The sequence below is a fragment of the Candidatus Krumholzibacteriota bacterium genome, from assembly GCA_016931295.1.
Classification (GTDB): Bacteria; Krumholzibacteriota; Krumholzibacteriia; order Krumholzibacteriales; family Krumholzibacteriaceae; genus JAFGEZ01.
This window is the reverse complement of the sequence record JAFGEZ010000012.1, coordinates 50,618-66,643: the sequence shown is the minus strand read 5'-3', so window position 1 is coordinate 66,643 and position 16,026 is coordinate 50,618. Positions and strand designations below refer to the sequence as shown.

Annotated in this window: 16 protein-coding genes and 2 tRNA genes; 5 read left to right on the top strand and 13 right to left on the bottom strand. The window is 65.3% G+C overall.

All coding sequences use genetic code 11. From position 1 onward, the window contains the following. Positions 1 to 132 precede the first annotated feature (132 nt). From JW876_03840 to JW876_03785, 12 genes are all read right to left on the bottom strand, one after another. Positions 133 to 207: transfer RNA gene (locus JW876_03840), tRNA-Cys, on the bottom strand. A gap of 56 nt (positions 208 to 263) precedes the next feature. Then, positions 264 to 339, bottom strand: a tRNA-Gly gene (locus tag JW876_03835). 40 nt (positions 340 to 379) lie between these two features. Continuing rightward, entirely contained in the window at positions 380 to 1,885 is a 1,506-nt protein-coding gene (locus JW876_03830) for a glycogen synthase (GenBank protein MBN1884643.1), read from the bottom strand. After that, positions 1,875 to 2,921, bottom strand: a complete 1,047-nt coding sequence (gene galT / locus JW876_03825; GenBank protein MBN1884642.1) for a galactose-1-phosphate uridylyltransferase — start codon at positions 2,919 to 2,921, stop codon at positions 1,875 to 1,877. Before galT ends, JW876_03830 begins: the two co-directional genes overlap by 11 nt. A gap of 30 nt (positions 2,922 to 2,951) precedes the next feature. After that, entirely contained in the window at positions 2,952 to 3,515 is a 564-nt protein-coding gene (locus JW876_03820) for an SPOR domain-containing protein (protein ID MBN1884641.1), read from the bottom strand. A 101-nt stretch (positions 3,516 to 3,616) separates the two neighbouring features. Continuing rightward, positions 3,617 to 4,735 (bottom strand): glycosyltransferase family 4 protein, encoded by a 1,119-nt coding sequence (locus tag JW876_03815; protein MBN1884640.1) that lies wholly within the window; start codon positions 4,733 to 4,735, stop codon positions 3,617 to 3,619. Positions 4,736 to 4,742: 7 nt separating this feature from the next. Beyond that, positions 4,743 to 5,744, bottom strand: coding sequence for a radical SAM protein (locus JW876_03810; protein MBN1884639.1), 1,002 nt, complete (start codon positions 5,742 to 5,744; stop codon positions 4,743 to 4,745). Further along, positions 5,741 to 6,895: a glycosyltransferase gene (locus JW876_03805; protein ID MBN1884638.1), complete on the bottom strand. Its 1,155-nt coding sequence runs from the start codon at positions 6,893 to 6,895 to the stop codon at positions 5,741 to 5,743. Before JW876_03805 ends, JW876_03810 begins: the two co-directional genes overlap by 4 nt. Positions 6,896 to 6,903: 8 nt before the next feature. Then, positions 6,904 to 7,542 (bottom strand): N-acetyltransferase, encoded by a 639-nt coding sequence (locus tag JW876_03800; protein ID MBN1884637.1) that lies wholly within the window; start codon positions 7,540 to 7,542, stop codon positions 6,904 to 6,906. 3 nt (positions 7,543 to 7,545) lie between these two features. Continuing rightward, entirely contained in the window at positions 7,546 to 8,574 is a 1,029-nt protein-coding gene (locus JW876_03795; protein MBN1884636.1) for a Gfo/Idh/MocA family oxidoreductase, read from the bottom strand. Between the two features lie 15 nt (positions 8,575 to 8,589). Beyond that, positions 8,590 to 9,327 carry a sugar transferase gene (locus JW876_03790; GenBank protein ID MBN1884635.1) on the bottom strand — a complete coding sequence of 246 codons (738 nt, stop codon included), beginning with the start codon at positions 9,325 to 9,327 and terminating at the stop codon, positions 8,590 to 8,592. A 92-nt stretch (positions 9,328 to 9,419) separates the two neighbouring features. Beyond that, the gene (locus tag JW876_03785; GenBank protein ID MBN1884634.1) at positions 9,420 to 10,517 is read right to left on the bottom strand and encodes a DegT/DnrJ/EryC1/StrS family aminotransferase; all 1,098 of its coding nucleotides are present in this window, start codon (positions 10,515 to 10,517) and stop codon (positions 9,420 to 9,422) included. Between the two features lie 195 nt (positions 10,518 to 10,712). On the opposite strand from JW876_03785, the gene JW876_03780 reads away from it, so the two are divergent. From JW876_03780 to rfbD, 3 genes are all read left to right on the top strand, one after another. Further along, the gene (locus tag JW876_03780; protein MBN1884633.1) at positions 10,713 to 11,762 is read left to right on the top strand and encodes a glycosyltransferase; all 1,050 of its coding nucleotides are present in this window, start codon (positions 10,713 to 10,715) and stop codon (positions 11,760 to 11,762) included. Between the two features lie 100 nt (positions 11,763 to 11,862). After that, entirely contained in the window at positions 11,863 to 12,318 is a 456-nt protein-coding gene (locus JW876_03775) for a dTDP-4-dehydrorhamnose 3,5-epimerase family protein (protein ID MBN1884632.1), read from the top strand. 16 nt (positions 12,319 to 12,334) lie between these two features. After that, positions 12,335 to 13,192: a dTDP-4-dehydrorhamnose reductase gene (gene rfbD / locus JW876_03770; protein MBN1884631.1), complete on the top strand. Its 858-nt coding sequence runs from the start codon at positions 12,335 to 12,337 to the stop codon at positions 13,190 to 13,192. Positions 13,193 to 13,205: 13 nt separating this feature from the next. Here rfbD and JW876_03765 read toward each other — a convergent pair whose 3' ends face one another. Further along, entirely contained in the window at positions 13,206 to 13,937 is a 732-nt protein-coding gene (locus JW876_03765) for an NTP transferase domain-containing protein (GenBank protein ID MBN1884630.1), read from the bottom strand. Between the two features lie 169 nt (positions 13,938 to 14,106). Here JW876_03765 and JW876_03760 point away from each other — a divergent pair, with 169 nt between their 5' ends. Further along, complete coding sequence (locus tag JW876_03760) at positions 14,107 to 14,784, top strand: hypothetical protein (GenBank protein MBN1884629.1); 678 nt, start codon at positions 14,107 to 14,109, stop codon at positions 14,782 to 14,784. After that, positions 14,781 to 16,022, top strand: coding sequence for a glycosyltransferase (locus tag JW876_03755; GenBank protein ID MBN1884628.1), 1,242 nt, complete (start codon positions 14,781 to 14,783; stop codon positions 16,020 to 16,022). The genes JW876_03760 and JW876_03755 overlap by 4 nt, the downstream gene beginning before the upstream one ends. The last annotated feature ends 4 nt before the right edge of the window (positions 16,023 to 16,026 follow it).

Here is a 16,026-nt window from a genome sequence, read left to right as displayed (position 1 = left end):
CGCGCGTATCTCACGCGGCGCCGGAACGCCCGCCGGCCAAACGGCTCCCGCGGGGCGACGCAAGCCACGCCGCACCTGGCGATGATCGTGCTGGAATCTGGGATTCGGAGTGGCATCGCCGCATGATAACCGTGGAGGCGGCGACCGGATTCGAACCGGTGATAACGGTTTTGCAGACCGTCGCCTTAGCCTCTTGGCTACGCCGCCTCTGACGCGGGAGTGGATCCCTCCCGATCATCGGCAGCGATCCACTCCACGCAATCTGGAGCGGGAAACGGGACTCGAACCCGCGACATCAACCTTGGCAAGGTTGCGCTCTACCAGCTGAGCTATTCCCGCCTTATGTGCAACAAAGCGTATGCATTATAGGAATCGGCGGTCAGGTTGTCAACCCCATTCCTGCGCGGCTGCCCGCCATCCCGTAGAGCTTCACGTATTCCTTCGCCGAGCGTCTCCAGGAGTGGTCCTCGCGCATGACCCGGGCCCGGGCCCGGGCGACCGCTTTCTCGTCGCGATAGAACCGGACGGCCCGCTTCACCGCATCGGCGAGCGTCTCGGGGTCGTACTCGACGAAGGTGAATCCGTTCCCCTTCGCCCCCTTCGGCGAGAGCCCGTCGATCGTGTCCTTGAGACCGCCCGTCTCGCGCACGATCGGGAAGGTGCCGTACCGCAGGCTGTACATCTGGTTGAGCCCGCACGGCTCGTACCGGGACGGCATGAGGAAGAAGTCGCTGCCCGCCTCGACGAGATGCGCCAGGGCGTTGTTGAACTCGAGTCGGACCCCCATGCGTCCGGGATAGGCGCCGGCGAGCTCCGTGTAGAGCTCGTGGTACTTCTGCTGGCCCGTGCCGAGGATCGCGAAGGCGACCGGCTCTTCCATGATCGACGCCAGGGCCTCGGCGAGGATGTCGAAGCCCTTCTGGTCGACGAGCCGGGAGACCATGCCGATCACGGGGACGTCGGGCGTCGCGTCCAGGTCGAACGCCTCGGCGAGCGCCGCCTTGTTCCGCGCCTTGCCGGAAAGGTCGTCGGCGGTGAAGGCGGCCGGGATCAGGTCGTCGGCGGCGGGATCCCACGCGCCCGGATCGATGCCGTTCAGGATCCCGACGACCGAATCGCGGCGCGCCGCGATGACGCCCTCGAGCCCGTAGCCGTACTCCTCGGATGACATGATCTCCTCGGCGTACGTGCGGCTGACCGTGCTGATGACGCTCGCGTAGGACAGCCCGACTTTCATCACGTTCACGCGCCCCCAGTACTCGAAGGGGCTCATCGGCGAGAACAGGGCCGGGTCGAGCCCGGCCTTCACGATGAAATCCCGCTCGAAGATGCCCTGGTAGGCGAGGTTGTGCACGCTGAAGACCGTCGCGGTCGTCTCGAAGAGCGGGTCCGATCCCCGTTCGATCTCGATGAGCGCCGGCACGAGCCCCGTGTGGAAATCGTTGCAGTGGACGATGTCCGGCGAGATGCCCAGTTTGGCGATCGTCTCGACGACGGCGCGGTTGAAGAAGATCGTCCGCTCGTCCTCGTCCGGGAAGGCCTCGCCGGCGGCCGTCGTGTAGATGCCGTCGCGCCCGTAGTATTCCTCGTTCTCGACGAAGTAGACGCGAATGCCCGTACCCGGCTTGACGGCGCTCCGGAGCCCGAAGGGCACGCGACGCCCCGCCACGTCGACGGCGAGGAGCGGCAGACCGCCGACCGCCGCGATCCCGAAGGCCTGCCGGTCGATCGACGCGTAGAGCGGCGTGATGACGGTGAGGCGGCATCCGATCTGTTCGAGCTCGTCCGGGAGCGCGCCCATGACGTCCGCGAGTCCCCCGACCTTGGAGTAGGGAACGATCTCGGTGGTCGCGACGACCACGTTCATCCGTGTGCTACTTTTCATCTTCGTTCTTTCCTTCCAGGACGCCGACCGCCGGCGCGTCGACGTCGATCGCCCGAAGCGCCTCGGCCGCGACCTCGGGTGGCGTGGGATTGATATAGAACCCGCTTCCCCACTCGAAACCGGCGACCTTCGTGAGCTTGGGCATGATCTCGATGTGCCAGTGGTAATAGTCGAGGTCGGGGGTCTTCGCGGGAGCCGTGTGGATGATGAAATTGAAGGGCGGCACGTCGAGGGCGATGTCGAGCTTCCGGATGACGGTCTTCATGATCCCCGCGAGCGACGAGAACCACTCGGTCGGGGTCTTCTCGAACGCCGACACGTGGCGGAGGGGCATCACCCAGGTCTCGAAGGGGAAGCGCGACGCGTAGGGGGCGATCGCAATGAAATGCTCGTTGCGGTGGATGATCCGCTTCTCCTCCTGAATCTCCTGCTTGAGCAGGTCGCAGAAAATGCACCGCTCCTTCAGGCTCCAGTGGAACTTCGCGCCGTCGAGCTCCTCGATCGCGCGCTTCGGTATGATCGGCGTGGCGATGATCTGGAAATGCGAATGCTCCAGCGACGCCCCCGCCTCCTCTCCCCAGTTCTTGAAGACGAGGATGTACCGGAAGCGGGAATCCTTCTTGAGATCGATGCAACGGTCTCGCAGTGCCCAGAATATGCTCTCGACGTGATCGTCGGGCAGGTAGGCGAGGTTGAGCTTGTGGTCGGGCGATTCGATCAGCACCTCGTGGGCCCCGACCCCGCGCATCATGTCGTAGATCCCGTCCCCGCGCTTGTCGAGCTCGCCCTCTATCTGGAGTGCGGGAAACTTGTTCGGAACGACGCGCACCGTCCATCCGGCGGTGTCCGGCGCCGTATGCGGATCTCGGTAGGCGAGCACTTCCGGCGGCGTCTTGTCCTCGTTCCCCGGGCAGAAGGGACAGAATCCCCCCCTGGCCGGGCGCTTCTCCATCTTGAAGTCGATCGGACGCTTGCCGCGTTCGGTCGAGATGATCACCCATCGACCGATGATCGGATCCTTGCGAAGCTCTGGCATCTGGTGCTGTACTCCTTCCGGCAGCAGGCGTCACCTGCGAACGGTCGTCTGCACGATCCAGCAGTCCGGGTACCGGTCCCCGAGCGCCACGCGCGCGGCCGCGGCCGCGTCCCTGCTCTCGAAATCCCCGACCCGGACCTTGTACAATCCGTCTTCATACTCTATATATGTCGCGAGGTCGCCCTCGGCCACGATTCTTTCCTTCACGGCCTTCGCCGCAGCCAGTTCGCGGGAGGCGAACACCTGTACCCGGTACCCGAGGGCGAAGGCCTCGGGGACCGCCGTCCCGGTTGCCGCCTCCTCCACGCGGACGCTCGTCGTATCGACGCGCTCGAACTCGATGTCCTCTTCCGGCGCGACGGCGAGCGTATCCTCGACCGGCATCTCCGCCTCGAGATCGTAGGGCTTCGCCGCCGGGGCCGGCGCGTCCGCGGCCTCGTCGACGCCGTCGAGCGGGATCGTCGACGCCCGGGTGTCCGGTTCCGGTCTCGTCTCCACGCGGCCTGCCCGTTCGGAACGCGTGCATCCCGCCATGAGAAGGAACATGACGGCGACCGTCGCGATCCCCGCTCTTCCCCGACCCGATAGTCTCATCGTATCGCCTCCCGCCTGCAAAACGCGTACCGACACGGTCTACCTATCAGATGGAGCGGCCAAGTGTCAACGAAAATTGCCCCGGGCGGCGGCCGGTCGCCTCAGGAGGAGGGCTGTGCGACGCGATAATAGATCTCCTCGATCTGATCGGCGATACGGTCCCAGTCGTAGCGCTCGGCGACGCGCGATCGCCCTGACGCGCCCGTCGCCAGCCGCTCGTCCACGGGCATCGCGAGGAGTTCCCCGAGGGCCCGCGCGAGGTCGGTCGCGTCCCCCCGGCGGAAAAAGGCGGCGATCCCGCCGGCGACCTCGACGTTCTCCGGAATGTCGCTCGCGAGAAGGGGACGGGAATAGCCCATCGCCTCGATCAGGGATATCGGCAATCCCTCGACGAGGGACGGGAGCACGTAGAGGGCGCAATGGCCGTAGAGCTCGTCGAGGAGCGGGCCCGAGATGAAACCGGGAAAGAGTACGCGGTCGTCTGCGCATGCCCGCAGGCGCGCGGCGTAGCGCCTCTCGAAGCGCTCGTCGCCGACGATGACGAGGCGGCAGTCTGTCTCGACGGCCGAGAATGCCTCGATGAGCGTATGGAAGCCCCGCTCGACGATGAAGCGCCCCACGCTCAGGATGTAGCGCCCGGGCTCGATCCTCATCGCGGCCGCCTCGCGAAACGGCGGGGTTTCCCTGAGGGTGGTCCCGTTTGGAACGTAATCCGCGGTCCGTTTGTACCGGTCCCGGACGAGTTGCGCAATGATCCGCGAGACGGCGATCACCGCGTCCGCCCGCGTCGCGGCGACCGCTTCGCCCCGCCGTAGCAGGAATTTCGCAGCCCTGCCCCACTTCGACTGGCGGTAATCGAGGGCATGGATCGTCGCCACGGTCCGCCGGCCCGCGATCCGGGGTATCGGGCAGAAGAGTGACGGGCCGATCCCGTGGTAGTGCACGATGTCATAGGGACCGACGGCCGCGGCCAGGCTCGCCGCGAACGCGTTCGTTGCCGTCTCCAGATTCTTCGTGGGGATCGACGGAAGAACGCGGAGCTCCATGCCGCGATGCCCGTCGACCGCGCCGAACGGACGCCTGCCGAACACGACGACGCGGTGCCCCCGGTCGGCGAGCCGCAGGCCGATCTCCTCCACGTGGCGTTCGATCCCGCCGAAGAGGGCCGGGAGCCCCTTCGCCCCGATCATCGCTATCGACAGACGTGCGCGGTTGTTCATGGCTTCTTCAGGCCGATTCGCGGGGGAAACGCCCCGTGGCGATCCTCCCCCACGAGGCGAGTATCCAGCCGATCGGGCGCAGGGGTGTCCGCCGCATCGAGGTGCGCGCCGTACAGATCATCCAGCACGGCAGGCGGCAGGAATCGACCGCCGCCCTCGCCTCGCGAGCGCTGTCGCTCTCCCAGATCTCCTCGAAGTCCCGTTCGGCGAGATTTCCCATCTCCCGGTTCAGGGTCAGGCACGGATAGACCTTTCCCTCGGGATCGACGAAGACCGATTCCCTCCCGGCGAGGCAACCGAGCAGCCGCTCCCTCTTCACGTTGAACCGCTCGACCCCCGCGTAGAAATACGCCCGCAACCAGCGTTTCGGGCTGAGGGAGAGCAATTCCTTCCGCATGACGTACCTGAGTTCCGATTCGAGCGATCCCGGCTCGACGCGCTGGTTCTCGTCGGTCGAGAAGTAGAATTCGGAATTCTGCGCGACCGACGCGGTGAACTGGTAGCCGAACTGCCGCGACAGGTCGTACACGGCGCCGAGATGCTCGACGTTTCCCCGCTGCGCCGTGAACGCGACGCGCACGTTTCGGTAGCCGATCGTCCTGAGTCCCGTCAGCGTCTCGACGACCTTCTCGAACCCCCCCTCGACGCCTCGTATCTCGTCGTGCGTTTCACCGATCCCGTCGAGCGAGACGGCGATGCCGACGTTGCGGCCGATACTCATCAGGGCGGGCGCGGCGTGCAGGATGCGCCGTTTCTGGAAGCCGTTCGTCGAGATCACGATCCGAGGGCCGCGGCACCGCTCGTCGACGACGCGGACGATATCGACGATGTCATCGCGGAGAAACGGCTCCCCGCCCGTGATGTTGACATCCCGGAGCGTGCGGGGCAATCGCCCGAACATCGCCGGTTCGAGTTCCGGCCCCGGCGGCAGCTGCCAGATATTGCACATGTTGCAATGGGAGTCGCAGCGGTAGGTGACCGCAACGACGGCATCGACCGGGAGGGTCATCGTCGGCTCCTTTCCCCGGCGACCAGGCGGCCGAACAGCCGGGCGTACTCATCGATCATGCGTTCTTCCGAGAAACGGGAAACGGCCCGTTCGCGCGCCCGGATGCCGATCACCGTTCGCAGGTCCCCGTCCGCGAGGCGGGCGATCGCGCCGCGAAGCCCCGCCTCGTCGCCCGGATCGACGAGGAATCCCTCCTCGCCGTCCTCGACCATCTCCGCGATCGATCCGACCCGCGTCGCGACCACCGGAAGGCCCGAGGCCATCGATTCGAGGACCGAGAGCGGAAAGGTCTCGACGACCGGGTGCGACGGCAGCACGGAGACGTCCGACGCCCGGAGGATGCGCGGCACGTCCTCCCTGAGCCCGAGGAAACGCACCGCCGCCCCGAGTCCTGCGGCATCGGCCCGCGCGCGGAGCCGCGCCTCCTCCTTGCCCGACCCGGCGACGAGAAGGATGAGCCCGGGGATCAGGCCACGCAACCCGGCGACGACGTCGAGCAGCATGGCGTGGTTCTTCTCGGGCCTGAGCTTCGCGACGACGACGATGACGAATGCGTCCGCGTCGATCCCGAGCTCGCGGCGCGTCCTGTTTCGCTCCCCCGGCTCCGCCGGATGGAAGCGTCCGGTGTCGACGCCGTTGTTGACGACGGCGATCCGCCGGGGATCGACGCCCTCCCGTTCTGCGATCCATGCCGCATGGGTCCCGGCCAGCGCCACCACCCGCTCGTAGAAGGGAAGCGCCAGGCGGTCGCTCAGGTTCAGCGAGCCCTTCCTGCCCCACAACCCGGTCGAGTGCAGGGGCATGACGCGATGCCGGAGCCCCGCGAGGAGCCCGGCCGCCGCGCCGCAGAGCAGTGCGTCGTGATGGTCGAGCGCGTAGAGTATCCCGTGCCGGTCCTTTCGCAGGCGTTTCGCGACGCGGACCGGCGACAGTGGATCGTACCGGCAGCTTGCGAGGCGGTCGCGGGTCTCGATCCCCGCCCGGGCGATCGATTCCCCGACGGGCCCCCGCTCGCGGAGGCAGAGCGAGACCGTCCGGAATCCCCGCGCCGGCAGTTTCGTCGCCAGGGCCGCCACGATCCGCTCGGCTCCCCCGGTGACGAGGGTGGATGACAGGAAGAATACCGTTCTGCCACCGTCGGACGGATGCATCTTCGTCCTCAGATATAGGGTCCTTCCCGCCTTCCCTGCTTGCAGCGGAGATCCTCGAGTTTCGCGTGGACGCGCGCGGGATTCCCGTAGGCGAGGACGCCGGGCGGCAGATCCTTCGTCACGACGGACCCGCTGCCCACCAGCGTCCCCTCTCCGATCGTCACGTAGGGGACGATCGTCACGTTCACGCCGATGCGGCAGCCGCGCTTCAGCACCGGCCCCCTCATGCACTCGCCCGATCCGGGGCAGCCGGGATGGATGTCGTTCGCGATCGTCACGCCGGGCGCCATGAATACGCCGTCCTCGATGACGGTGAACTGCGCGACGTAGATATTGCAGTGTATCTTGACGTTCGAGCCGATGCGGCACCCGTAGTCGACGACCGAGTTGTTCCAGATGTTGAAGGCGTCACCGATCTCGTTCTGTTCCCTGATGACGACGTTGTGGCCCGTTTCCAGCCCGGCGCCGATCGTGGAGCCCGCGTAGACGACCGTTCCGCTCCGGATGCGCGCGTTCGCGCCGATGACGAGTTCCTCGCTCACGCCCCGCCGCGGGGAGAGATAACCGACGATCGCCGCCGGGTCGATGCTGGCGTCCGACCCGAGACGCACCAGTCCCAGGCGCCGGGATTCATGCGCGTTCTCCATGGATCATCCTTCCAGCTTCGGGTAGGCGATCTCGAACTCCGCCCCGCGCGCGGCCATCGACCGGTCGGCGGCGTTGAGCGCGAGAAGGACTTCCAGCCCGTTGACGCCGCTGCTGATCGGTTCCGCCCGGCCCTCGACGCAATCGACGAAGTGCTGGCACTCCATCTTGAGCGGCTCGGCCCCGTTGAGCTTCGGTATCCGGATGTCGCCGTAGCGGTAGGAGAGCTGGAACTCGCCGAAGGAATCGTAGTGCGGCGTGACCGTGACGCCCTTGTCGTAGATCCTGATCTTCTCGAGCTGGGAGATGTCGTCGTAGACGAGCATCTTCTTCGATCCGACGACCGTCGTCTTCCGGATCTTGTTGGGATTGAGCCACGACACCTCGATGTTGGCGAGCACCTGCCCGGGGTACCGTATGTTGACGAAGGCCACGTCCTGGATCGACGGCTGGATGTACGAATGCCCCGTCGCCGAGACGGAGATGGGCCGCGAATCGAGGATGTAGTTGAAGATGGAGACGTCGTGCGGGGCCAGGTCCCAGACGACGTTGATGTCCTCCTGGAACAGACCGAGGTTCACGCGGGTCGTCTGGATGTAGTAGATGTCTCCCAGTTCGCCGGACTTTATCAAATCCTTGATCTTGTTGACGGCGGACGTGAAGACGAAGGTGTGCCCGACCATGAGGAATCGCTTCTTCTCGGCGGCGAGGCGCACGAGCTTCTCGCCCTCCTCGATCGACTTCACGAGCGGTTTCTCCACGAAGACGTGCTTGCCCGCCTCGATCGCCTCGACGGCGATCGGATAGTGCGACGATACGGGCGTCGCGATGACGACCGCGTCGATCTCCGGATCGGCGATGATCTCCCGGTAATCCGTCGTGGTTCCGATCGACGGATAGAGCTGCTTCATGTGGGCGAGGCGATTCTCGTCCAGATCGGCGCAGGTCCTGACCGTGCTGTCGGCGAGAGCGTTGAAGTTCCTGATGAGGTTCGGACCCCAGTATCCGCAGCCGATTACACCTACTGTGAGCACTGTTCCTCCAACCGGTTAGAATCCCCCCGCCCCGGTCAGCATGACCGGCACGGTACGCAGCATGATCTTGAGATCGAGGAGCAACGTCCAGTTCTCGATATAGTACAGATCGAGCATCACCATCTCGTGGAACGGGACCGTGCTCCGCCCGCTCACCTGCCACAGGCCGGTCAGCCCCGGCCTCACCGCCAGTCGCAACTTGTGCCAATCCTCGTAGCAGTCGTATTCGTATGCCAGCGGCGGTCTCGGCCCGACGATCGACATCTCTCCTCTCAGGATGTTTATGAACTGCGGCAGTTCGTCGAGACTCGTCTTCCGCAGGAACGATCCGATCGCGGTGACCCGTGGGTCGTTCGTGATTTTATAAACCGAGGTTTCGCTACCGTCAAGGGGAGAATCGTCCATCCGGCCGAGAATGAAATCGCGCGCGAATTCGCGATGAGAGGCGTCATCGCAATCCGTGCGCATCGTGCGGAATTTGAAAAGGGTAAACTCCTCCCCATGCTCCCCTATCCGTTTTTGCCTGAAGAACACGGGGCCGCTCGACGTCAGCCTGATCAGCAGGGCGATGGCGAGAAAGAACGGAAATCCAACGACGAGAAGGACCGCCGATGCAACGAAATCGAGCATACGCTTGACGAAACGTTCCAACGCGCTTCGTTCGCGAACGCTCAGACGGTCGTCTCCCGCGAAGGTTCCCGTGCGCTGCCGAACCTTGTCGCTGTTGTCCAGGGCGAGTGATAACTTCCTCATCGCTTCACTTCCCGCCTCGAGGACCCTCTTCTGCTTATGCCGTTAACCGTTTACCTGTATCCCCCTCCTCGTTCGTGACCCGGCCGGCGACGTCAGAGCTTGACGAGCACCTCGCAGACCCGGTCGACCTCTTCCCCCGTCAATTCCGGGAACATCGGCAGCGTGAGACTCGTCCTCATCAATCGCTCCGAGACGGGGAAGTCCCTCTCCCCGTAACCCAGATGATGGAATGCCGGCTGCAGATGCACCGGCACCGGATAATGCTGTCCCCACCCGATGCCCTCGTCGGTCAGCGCCCGACCGATCGCATCCCTGTCCTCGCGCGCTATCGGGAACAGGTGATAGACCGGCGTGCAGCCGTCGGCTTCCTCCGGCATCCAGAAACCGGCCTCGCCGAGGGCCGCCCGGTACCTGGCGGCGAGCTCGCGCCGCTTGCCGTTCCATTCGTCGAGATGAGCGAGCTTGACGCCGAGGATCGCGGCCTGCAGCGAATGCAACCGGTAGTTGTATCCCAGCTCGGCGTGCTCGTTCTTCCGGAACTGTCCGTGATGCCGCAGCCCCTTCACGCGGGAGACGATGCGCTCGTCGCTCGTCGTGATCGCTCCGCCCTCGCCGAAGGCCCCGAGATTCTTGCTCGGATAGAAGGAGAAGGCGCCCGCATGGCCGAGCGAGCCCGCCCTTCGCCCGCGGTACATGGCCCCGTGCGCCTGGCACGAGTCCTCGATGACGACGATCCCCTTCCCTTCGGCGATCGACATGATCGCATCCATGTCGCATGTCTGCCCGAAGAGATGCACCGGTATGATCGCCTTCGTCTTCGGCGTGAGAGCCGACTCGATCAGCGCCGGATCGATGAGGGCCGTGCTCTCGAGAACGTCGACGATGACCGGTTTCGCTCCGATCATCGCAATCGCCTCGACGGTCGCGATGAAGGTGTTCGCGACGGTGATCACCTCGTCGCCGGGACCGATCCCGGCGGCGAGAAGCGCCAGCTGGAGCGCGGTCGTCCCGCAACTCGCCCCCGCGCAGTGCGTCGTGCCGCAATACGCGGCGAAATCCTTCTCGAATTGCTCGAGCGTCGGTCCGAGAACGAACGCCGTGTTGTCGACGACCCCGGCGATCGCCGCGTCGACCTCACTCCGGATCCCGCGGGTCTGTTCCGCAAGGCTGAAAAACGGAATATTCTTCATACAGCAAGCTCCCGATGTTGACCCCTGACTCAATCCCAACGATTATAACATATTTGCACTATAGGCGCTATCCCCCTTTTTCCGGCGGGCCCGAACGGCGCTTCCGCCTCGACCAGAGGTCTTTTTTCGTTGTATTCGGTTCGACATACGGGATAGTCTGCCGTCGGGCAACGACCAGGCGGGGATCGAAAGCTCATGAGGATCCTGCTCGCAAGCGAAGAAATCACCGCGACTCCCGAGGAGGGATCGCTCGTCTTCACGAGGCACCTCTGCCGCTGGCTCGCCGCGCGGCACGATTTGACCGTCGTGCACGCCCTGGGCGAGTCGGAAGACGGGTTCCGCTCGCTCCGCCTCCTCTCGCGGCGGACGTTCCTCTCCCGGGGCCTCGTTCAAATCCTGCGCCAGGAGCGATTCGATCTCGTCCTCTACCTTCCGTCGTCCGGGCTCACGCCGCCCGGTTTGATCCGGGGGCTCCTCCTCCGAGCCGCCGCCGGCTCGCCCCTGTTCGTCTTCGCCCTCCAGGACCGTCGTATCGGGGCCCTGCACGCGACGATCTCCCGTTTCGCCCGGCCTGAAAAGGTCTTCACGCCGGTTCCCGGCCTGCGGAGCGCCCTCGACGGGATCGGCGTGCCGAACGACGTCGTCCTGCCCGGGTGCGACGACGCGGTTTTCGTCCCCGTCGAGCCGGCGCGCAAGGCGGCGCTTCGCCGCAAGTACGACCTGCCGGCCGACCGGTGGATCGTCCTGCATGTCGGGCATGTGAAGGAGAGCCGCAACCTGCAGGTCTTCCTGCGATGGCGCGACTGGGGATCGGATATCCTGCCTGTCGTCAAGTCCGGCGGGACCGAGGCCGGCTGGGCGTCACGGCTCCGCCGCGCCGGGGTGATCGTGATCGACGAATACCTTCCTGACATGCACGAGCTCTACCAGCTCGCCGATTGCTACCTTTTCCCCGTCCTCGCTCCCCGCGGCGCGCTCGAATGCCCCATCTCGGTCATCGAGGCGGCCGCCTGCGGGCTTCCCGTCGCGGCAACCCCCATCGTCGCCTTGCCGGACATCGTCGAATCGGGGCGGGGATTCGCCCGCGTCGAGGGCGCCGCCGACCTGCCCGCCGTCTTCGCGCGTTTCCGGGCCTCGCCCACCCGGCCGTCCGCGCCCGTCCGCGACCTCTCGTGGCGCTCGGTCTTCTCGCGGTTCCTCGAACCGCACCTTGCCGCCATCGCGGCCGGTGGCGAAAGAGGATGACCGGGTTCCCCGCCGGCCGGCCGCCGAGTTGACAGCATCGGGCCGTTCGGCTAGTATTGCGGGCGCATCGTCCCCGTTGTCACGAACAAAGGAAGGACCCATGATAGAGGGTGTCAAGGTCAAGCGATTGCGCGTCATTCCGGACGAGCGCGGACGTCTGATGGAAATGGTGCGTTGCGACGAGGAGGATTTCATCCGGTTCGGCCAGGTCTACATGACCACCGCCTATCCCGGCGTGGTGAAGGGATGGCACTTCCACCGGAAGCAGTGGGACAACATGGTCGTCGTCCGCGGGATGATGAAGATCGTCCTCTACGACGATCGCGAGGACTCTGCGACCCATGGCGAGATAAACGAATTCTTCGCCGGGGTCTTCAATCCCGTCCGCGTGACGATACCCCCCGGCGTTTGCCACGGATTCAAGTGCATCAGCGACACCGAGGCGGTCGTCATCAACACGGTCACCGAGCCGTACGACTACGAGGAACCGGACGAGTTCCGCTACCCGCCGCACGGCGGCGACATCCCCTACGACTGGAACCGCAGGGACGGTTGACGGAAAGAGGAGATCGATGGACAGGATATACGTGACGGGAGCGCGGGGAATGCTCGGGCGGGCGGTCGTTTCCCTCTTCTCCGGCCGCTACGAGGTCTACCCGCGGGACCTGCGCGAGACGGACGTCCGCGATTTCGACACGATCATCGAGGAGATCTGCGGCGCGAAACCGCGATTCGTTCTCCACCTCGCGGCGATGACCGACGTCGACAACTGCGAAACCGACCCCGACGAGGCCTACAGGACGAACGCCCTCGGCACCCGCCACGTCTCCCTCGCGTGCCGCCGGTGCGGCGCGGTCATGGTCTACGTGAGCACGGGATCGATCTACGCCGGCGACAAGCCGACGCCGTACACGGAGTACGACGACCCCGCCCCCGTCAACGTCTACGGCCGCTCCAAGCACCGCGGCGAGCTCGAGGTGCGGAGCCTGCTCGACCGCTTCTTCATCTTCAACACGTGCTGGGTATTCGGCGGCGGGCCGGAGGACAAGAAGTTCGTCGCGAAGATCGTCCGGAAGGCGCGTGCCGGCGAGGAGCTTCGCGTCGTCGACGACCTCTTCGGTTCGCCGACCTATACCGTCGACCTGGCCCGTGCGATCTTCGACTTCATCGAGAGCGGACTCTTCGGGACCTACCACCTGGTGAATCCGGGTGTGGCGAGCCGTCTCGACGAGACGCGCGTCATTCTCGACGCCGCGGGGATCCGGAACAGCCGTCTCGTCCCCTGCCGTGCCGCGGATTTCGCGATGCCCGCCCCGCGGCCGCGCATGGAAGCGCTCGACAACTACAACTTCCGCCTTCTCGGCGTTCCCGAGCCGCGCCCCTGGCAGGAGGCGCTCGAGGAATACGTCCGGGAGACCTTCGCCGGCTGAACGTCGCGGGGCATCAATCGAGCAGGTTCGCCCCCGTCTCGGCGACGAGCCGGTTCGCCTTGAGCAGCGAGTCGAAGGTGCCCGCGTCCGTCCACCATCCGTCGAGAACGTCCCAGGTGAGTTCCCCCCGCTCGATGTAGGCGTTGTTGACGTCAGTGATCTCGAGCTCGCCGCGATCGGACGGCTCGAGGGTTTTGATGATCTCGAAGACGCGCTCGTCGTACATGTAGATGCCGGTCACCGCGTAGCTGGACGCCGGCTCGGACGGCTTCTCCTCGATCCGCACCACGCGTTCGCCGTCGAGCAGGGGCACGCCGAACCGCTCCGGATCGGGGACCTCTTTGAGGAGGATCTTCGCCCCGGAGGGTTGCCGGAGATAGGATTCGACGGCGCGGCGGATGTTCTTCTCGATGATATTGTCGCCAAGGACGACGCAGATGCGTTCTCCCCCGGCGAAATACTCGGCGAGACGGAGCGCCTCGGCGATCCCCCCCTCGCCCTCCTGGTACGTGTAGTCGATGTGCTCGAGCCCGAAATCCTTTCCGTTCCCGAGGAGCCTGAGGAAATCGCCCGCGTTGTTCCCGCCGGTCACGATGAGGATGTCGCGGATCCCCGCGTTTATCAGCGCCTGGATCGGGTAGAAGACCATCGGTTTGTCGTAGACGGGCAACAGGTGCTTGTTGGTGATCCGGGTCAGCGGCATGAGCCTCGTGCCGAGCCCCCCCGCGAGAATGATCCCCTTCATGAACGTCCTCCTCGTGTGTTTCGGCGAGCGACCGGGTTATTATAGTTGAACGCCCCCGGCGTTTCCATTAGTATTGCGGCGTATCGGGCCCGTTCCGGGACGGCGATCCGGAAGGGTTTCGATCTCCTCGCGCTCGTTCCGCCTCATTCCCCGGAGCAGGAGCTGACGGATGGATACGACGGACACCGGACATGCCTCCTTCGAGATCAAGGACTGCGCGCTCGCCGCGATCGCGACGGGGATCCGCGCGCAGAATCTCAAGGAACTCCGGAATATCGTACGGGACATAGATTCCGGATGCATCTACTACCACTTCTGGAGCGGACTGCTCAAGGCCCGCTTCGACGATCCCGAGTACTACAACGACTTCGCCTCGTGGGCCCGGCACGCCCTGCACGACAAGGTGCTCGCCGAGCGTCTCGGGACGATCGACCCGGCGCGGCTTCCCGACCTGGAGGAACTCCGCCTGGCGATCGTCGACATCCTCGAGGCCCGCATGGACGAGATCGAGACGATTTCCTGGACGCGTCCGGACGCGGAGTTCCATTTCATCACCTCGCAGATCGTCGTCTTCGACACCCGCAAGGTCATCCACGAGCCGGAGGAACTCGCCGTAGTCGTCCCGTCCATGAGCCGAAGCAGCATCTTCTACCATTTCATCGACGCCCGCCGGCGCACATTCGGCAACATCGACGACTTCAGCTCGTGGCTCTACGGCTTCGAGGACCGGTACCGCGATCTCTGCGGCCTCCTCGGAAACGTCGACCCCTACTTCGGCACACTCACCGAGTTGCGCCAGCAGCTCGCCGGCATCTTCGCCGGCCGGTTCGGGGAGCGATCGCGATGACCTCGATGCTCGAACAATACGCCGACATCGTCGGCTGGGACGTTATCGACCACCTTCACCAGCTCGTCGAGCCCCTGCGGGGCATACGCGTCGTTCACGTGAACTCGACGAAGAAGGGCGGCGGCGTCGCCGAGATCCTCGCGAAGCTCGTCCCCCTGAAACGGGAGCTCGGGATCGACGTCTCGTGGGAGGTCATCGAGGGGAACCAGGATTTCTTCTCCGTGACGAAGAGCTTCCACAACGCGCTCCAGGGAGATCGCGTCGACGTGCCGAAACGGATGCTGAAGATCTACGAGGAGGTGAACGCGGCGAACGCCGACACCCTCCGCCCCGTCCTCGAGAAGGCGGACATCGTCTTCATCCACGATCCCCAGCCGGCGCCGCTGCTCCGCCACTTCGAATCGCGCACGGGGAAATGGATCTGGCGGTGCCACATCGACGCGAGCCGCCCGAACCGTTCTGTGTGGAAGTACCTCCGGCCGTTCATCGCCGGTTACGACGCGAGCGTCTTCTCGCTCGCCGCGTTCGCGCAGCCCCTCCCGCATCTCGAGTACCTGATCCCTCCGAGCATCGACCCCCTGTCCGAGAAGAACATCGACCTGAAGGACACGGAGGTCCAGACGACGCTCCTCTCGCTGGGAATCGACGTCGAGCGCCCCCTGATGCTCCAGGTCTCGCGCTACGACCGGTTCAAGGATCCCGTCGGCGTGATACGCGCCTACCGTCTCACGAAGAATTTCCTGCCGACCGTCCAGCTCGCCCTCGCCGGCGGCGAGGCCACGGACGATCCGGAATCGCAGGAGGTCCTCGACGAGGTGCGGGCCGCCGCCGAGGGGGACGCCGACATCCACGTCCTCGTCCTCCCCGCGGACGCGCACCGCCAGATCAACGCGCTACAGCGCGGCGCGGACATCGTCCTGCAGAAATCGATCAGGGAGGGTTTCGGGCTCACCGTGACCGAGGCGATGTGGAAGGGGAAACCGGTGATCGGCGGCGACACCGGAGGCATCCGGATCCAGGTCTTCGATCACCACACCGGGTTCCTCGTCAACACCCCCGAGGGAGCAGCCCTTCGCGCGAGATATCTCCTCTGCCACCGCGACCGTCTCGAGGCGATGGGCGGGAAGGCGCACCGTTTCGTCAGGGAGAACTTCCTGCTTACCCGGCACCTCCGCGAATACCTCACCACGATGGTGACTCTCATCCGGGGCGCCGGCGAGCGTATCGTGCTCGAATAGGCGC

Bases quoted from the DNA above. Each gene is read 5' to 3' on its own strand.
- JW876_03780 (MBN1884633.1), top strand. From the start codon at position 10,713: ATGAGGATCCTGCTCGCAAGCGAAGAAATCACCGCGACTCCCGAGGAG.
- JW876_03760 (MBN1884629.1), top strand. From the start codon at position 14,107: ATGGATACGACGGACACCGGACATGCCTCCTTCGAGATCAAGGACTGC.
- JW876_03790 (MBN1884635.1), bottom strand. From the start codon at position 9,327: ATGAGGAAGTTATCACTCGCCCTGGACAACAGCGACAAGGTTCGGCAG.
- JW876_03815 (MBN1884640.1), bottom strand. From the start codon at position 4,735: ATGAACAACCGCGCACGTCTGTCGATAGCGATGATCGGGGCGAAGGGG.
- galT (MBN1884642.1), bottom strand. From the start codon at position 2,921: ATGCCAGAGCTTCGCAAGGATCCGATCATCGGTCGATGGGTGATCATC.
- JW876_03805 (MBN1884638.1), bottom strand. From the start codon at position 6,895: ATGCATCCGTCCGACGGTGGCAGAACGGTATTCTTCCTGTCATCCACC.
- JW876_03755 (MBN1884628.1), top strand. From the start codon at position 14,781: ATGACCTCGATGCTCGAACAATACGCCGACATCGTCGGCTGGGACGTT.
- JW876_03765 (MBN1884630.1), bottom strand. From the start codon at position 13,937: ATGAAGGGGATCATTCTCGCGGGGGGGCTCGGCACGAGGCTCATGCCG.
- JW876_03800 (MBN1884637.1), bottom strand. From the start codon at position 7,542: ATGGAGAACGCGCATGAATCCCGGCGCCTGGGACTGGTGCGTCTCGGG.
- JW876_03785 (MBN1884634.1), bottom strand. From the start codon at position 10,517: ATGAAGAATATTCCGTTTTTCAGCCTTGCGGAACAGACCCGCGGGATC.
- rfbD (MBN1884631.1), top strand. From the start codon at position 12,335: ATGGACAGGATATACGTGACGGGAGCGCGGGGAATGCTCGGGCGGGCG.
- JW876_03810 (MBN1884639.1), bottom strand. From the start codon at position 5,744: ATGACCCTCCCGGTCGATGCCGTCGTTGCGGTCACCTACCGCTGCGAC.
- JW876_03830 (MBN1884643.1), bottom strand. From the start codon at position 1,885: ATGAAAAGTAGCACACGGATGAACGTGGTCGTCGCGACCACCGAGATC.
- JW876_03820 (MBN1884641.1), bottom strand. From the start codon at position 3,515: ATGAGACTATCGGGTCGGGGAAGAGCGGGGATCGCGACGGTCGCCGTC.
- JW876_03775 (MBN1884632.1), top strand. From the start codon at position 11,863: ATGATAGAGGGTGTCAAGGTCAAGCGATTGCGCGTCATTCCGGACGAG.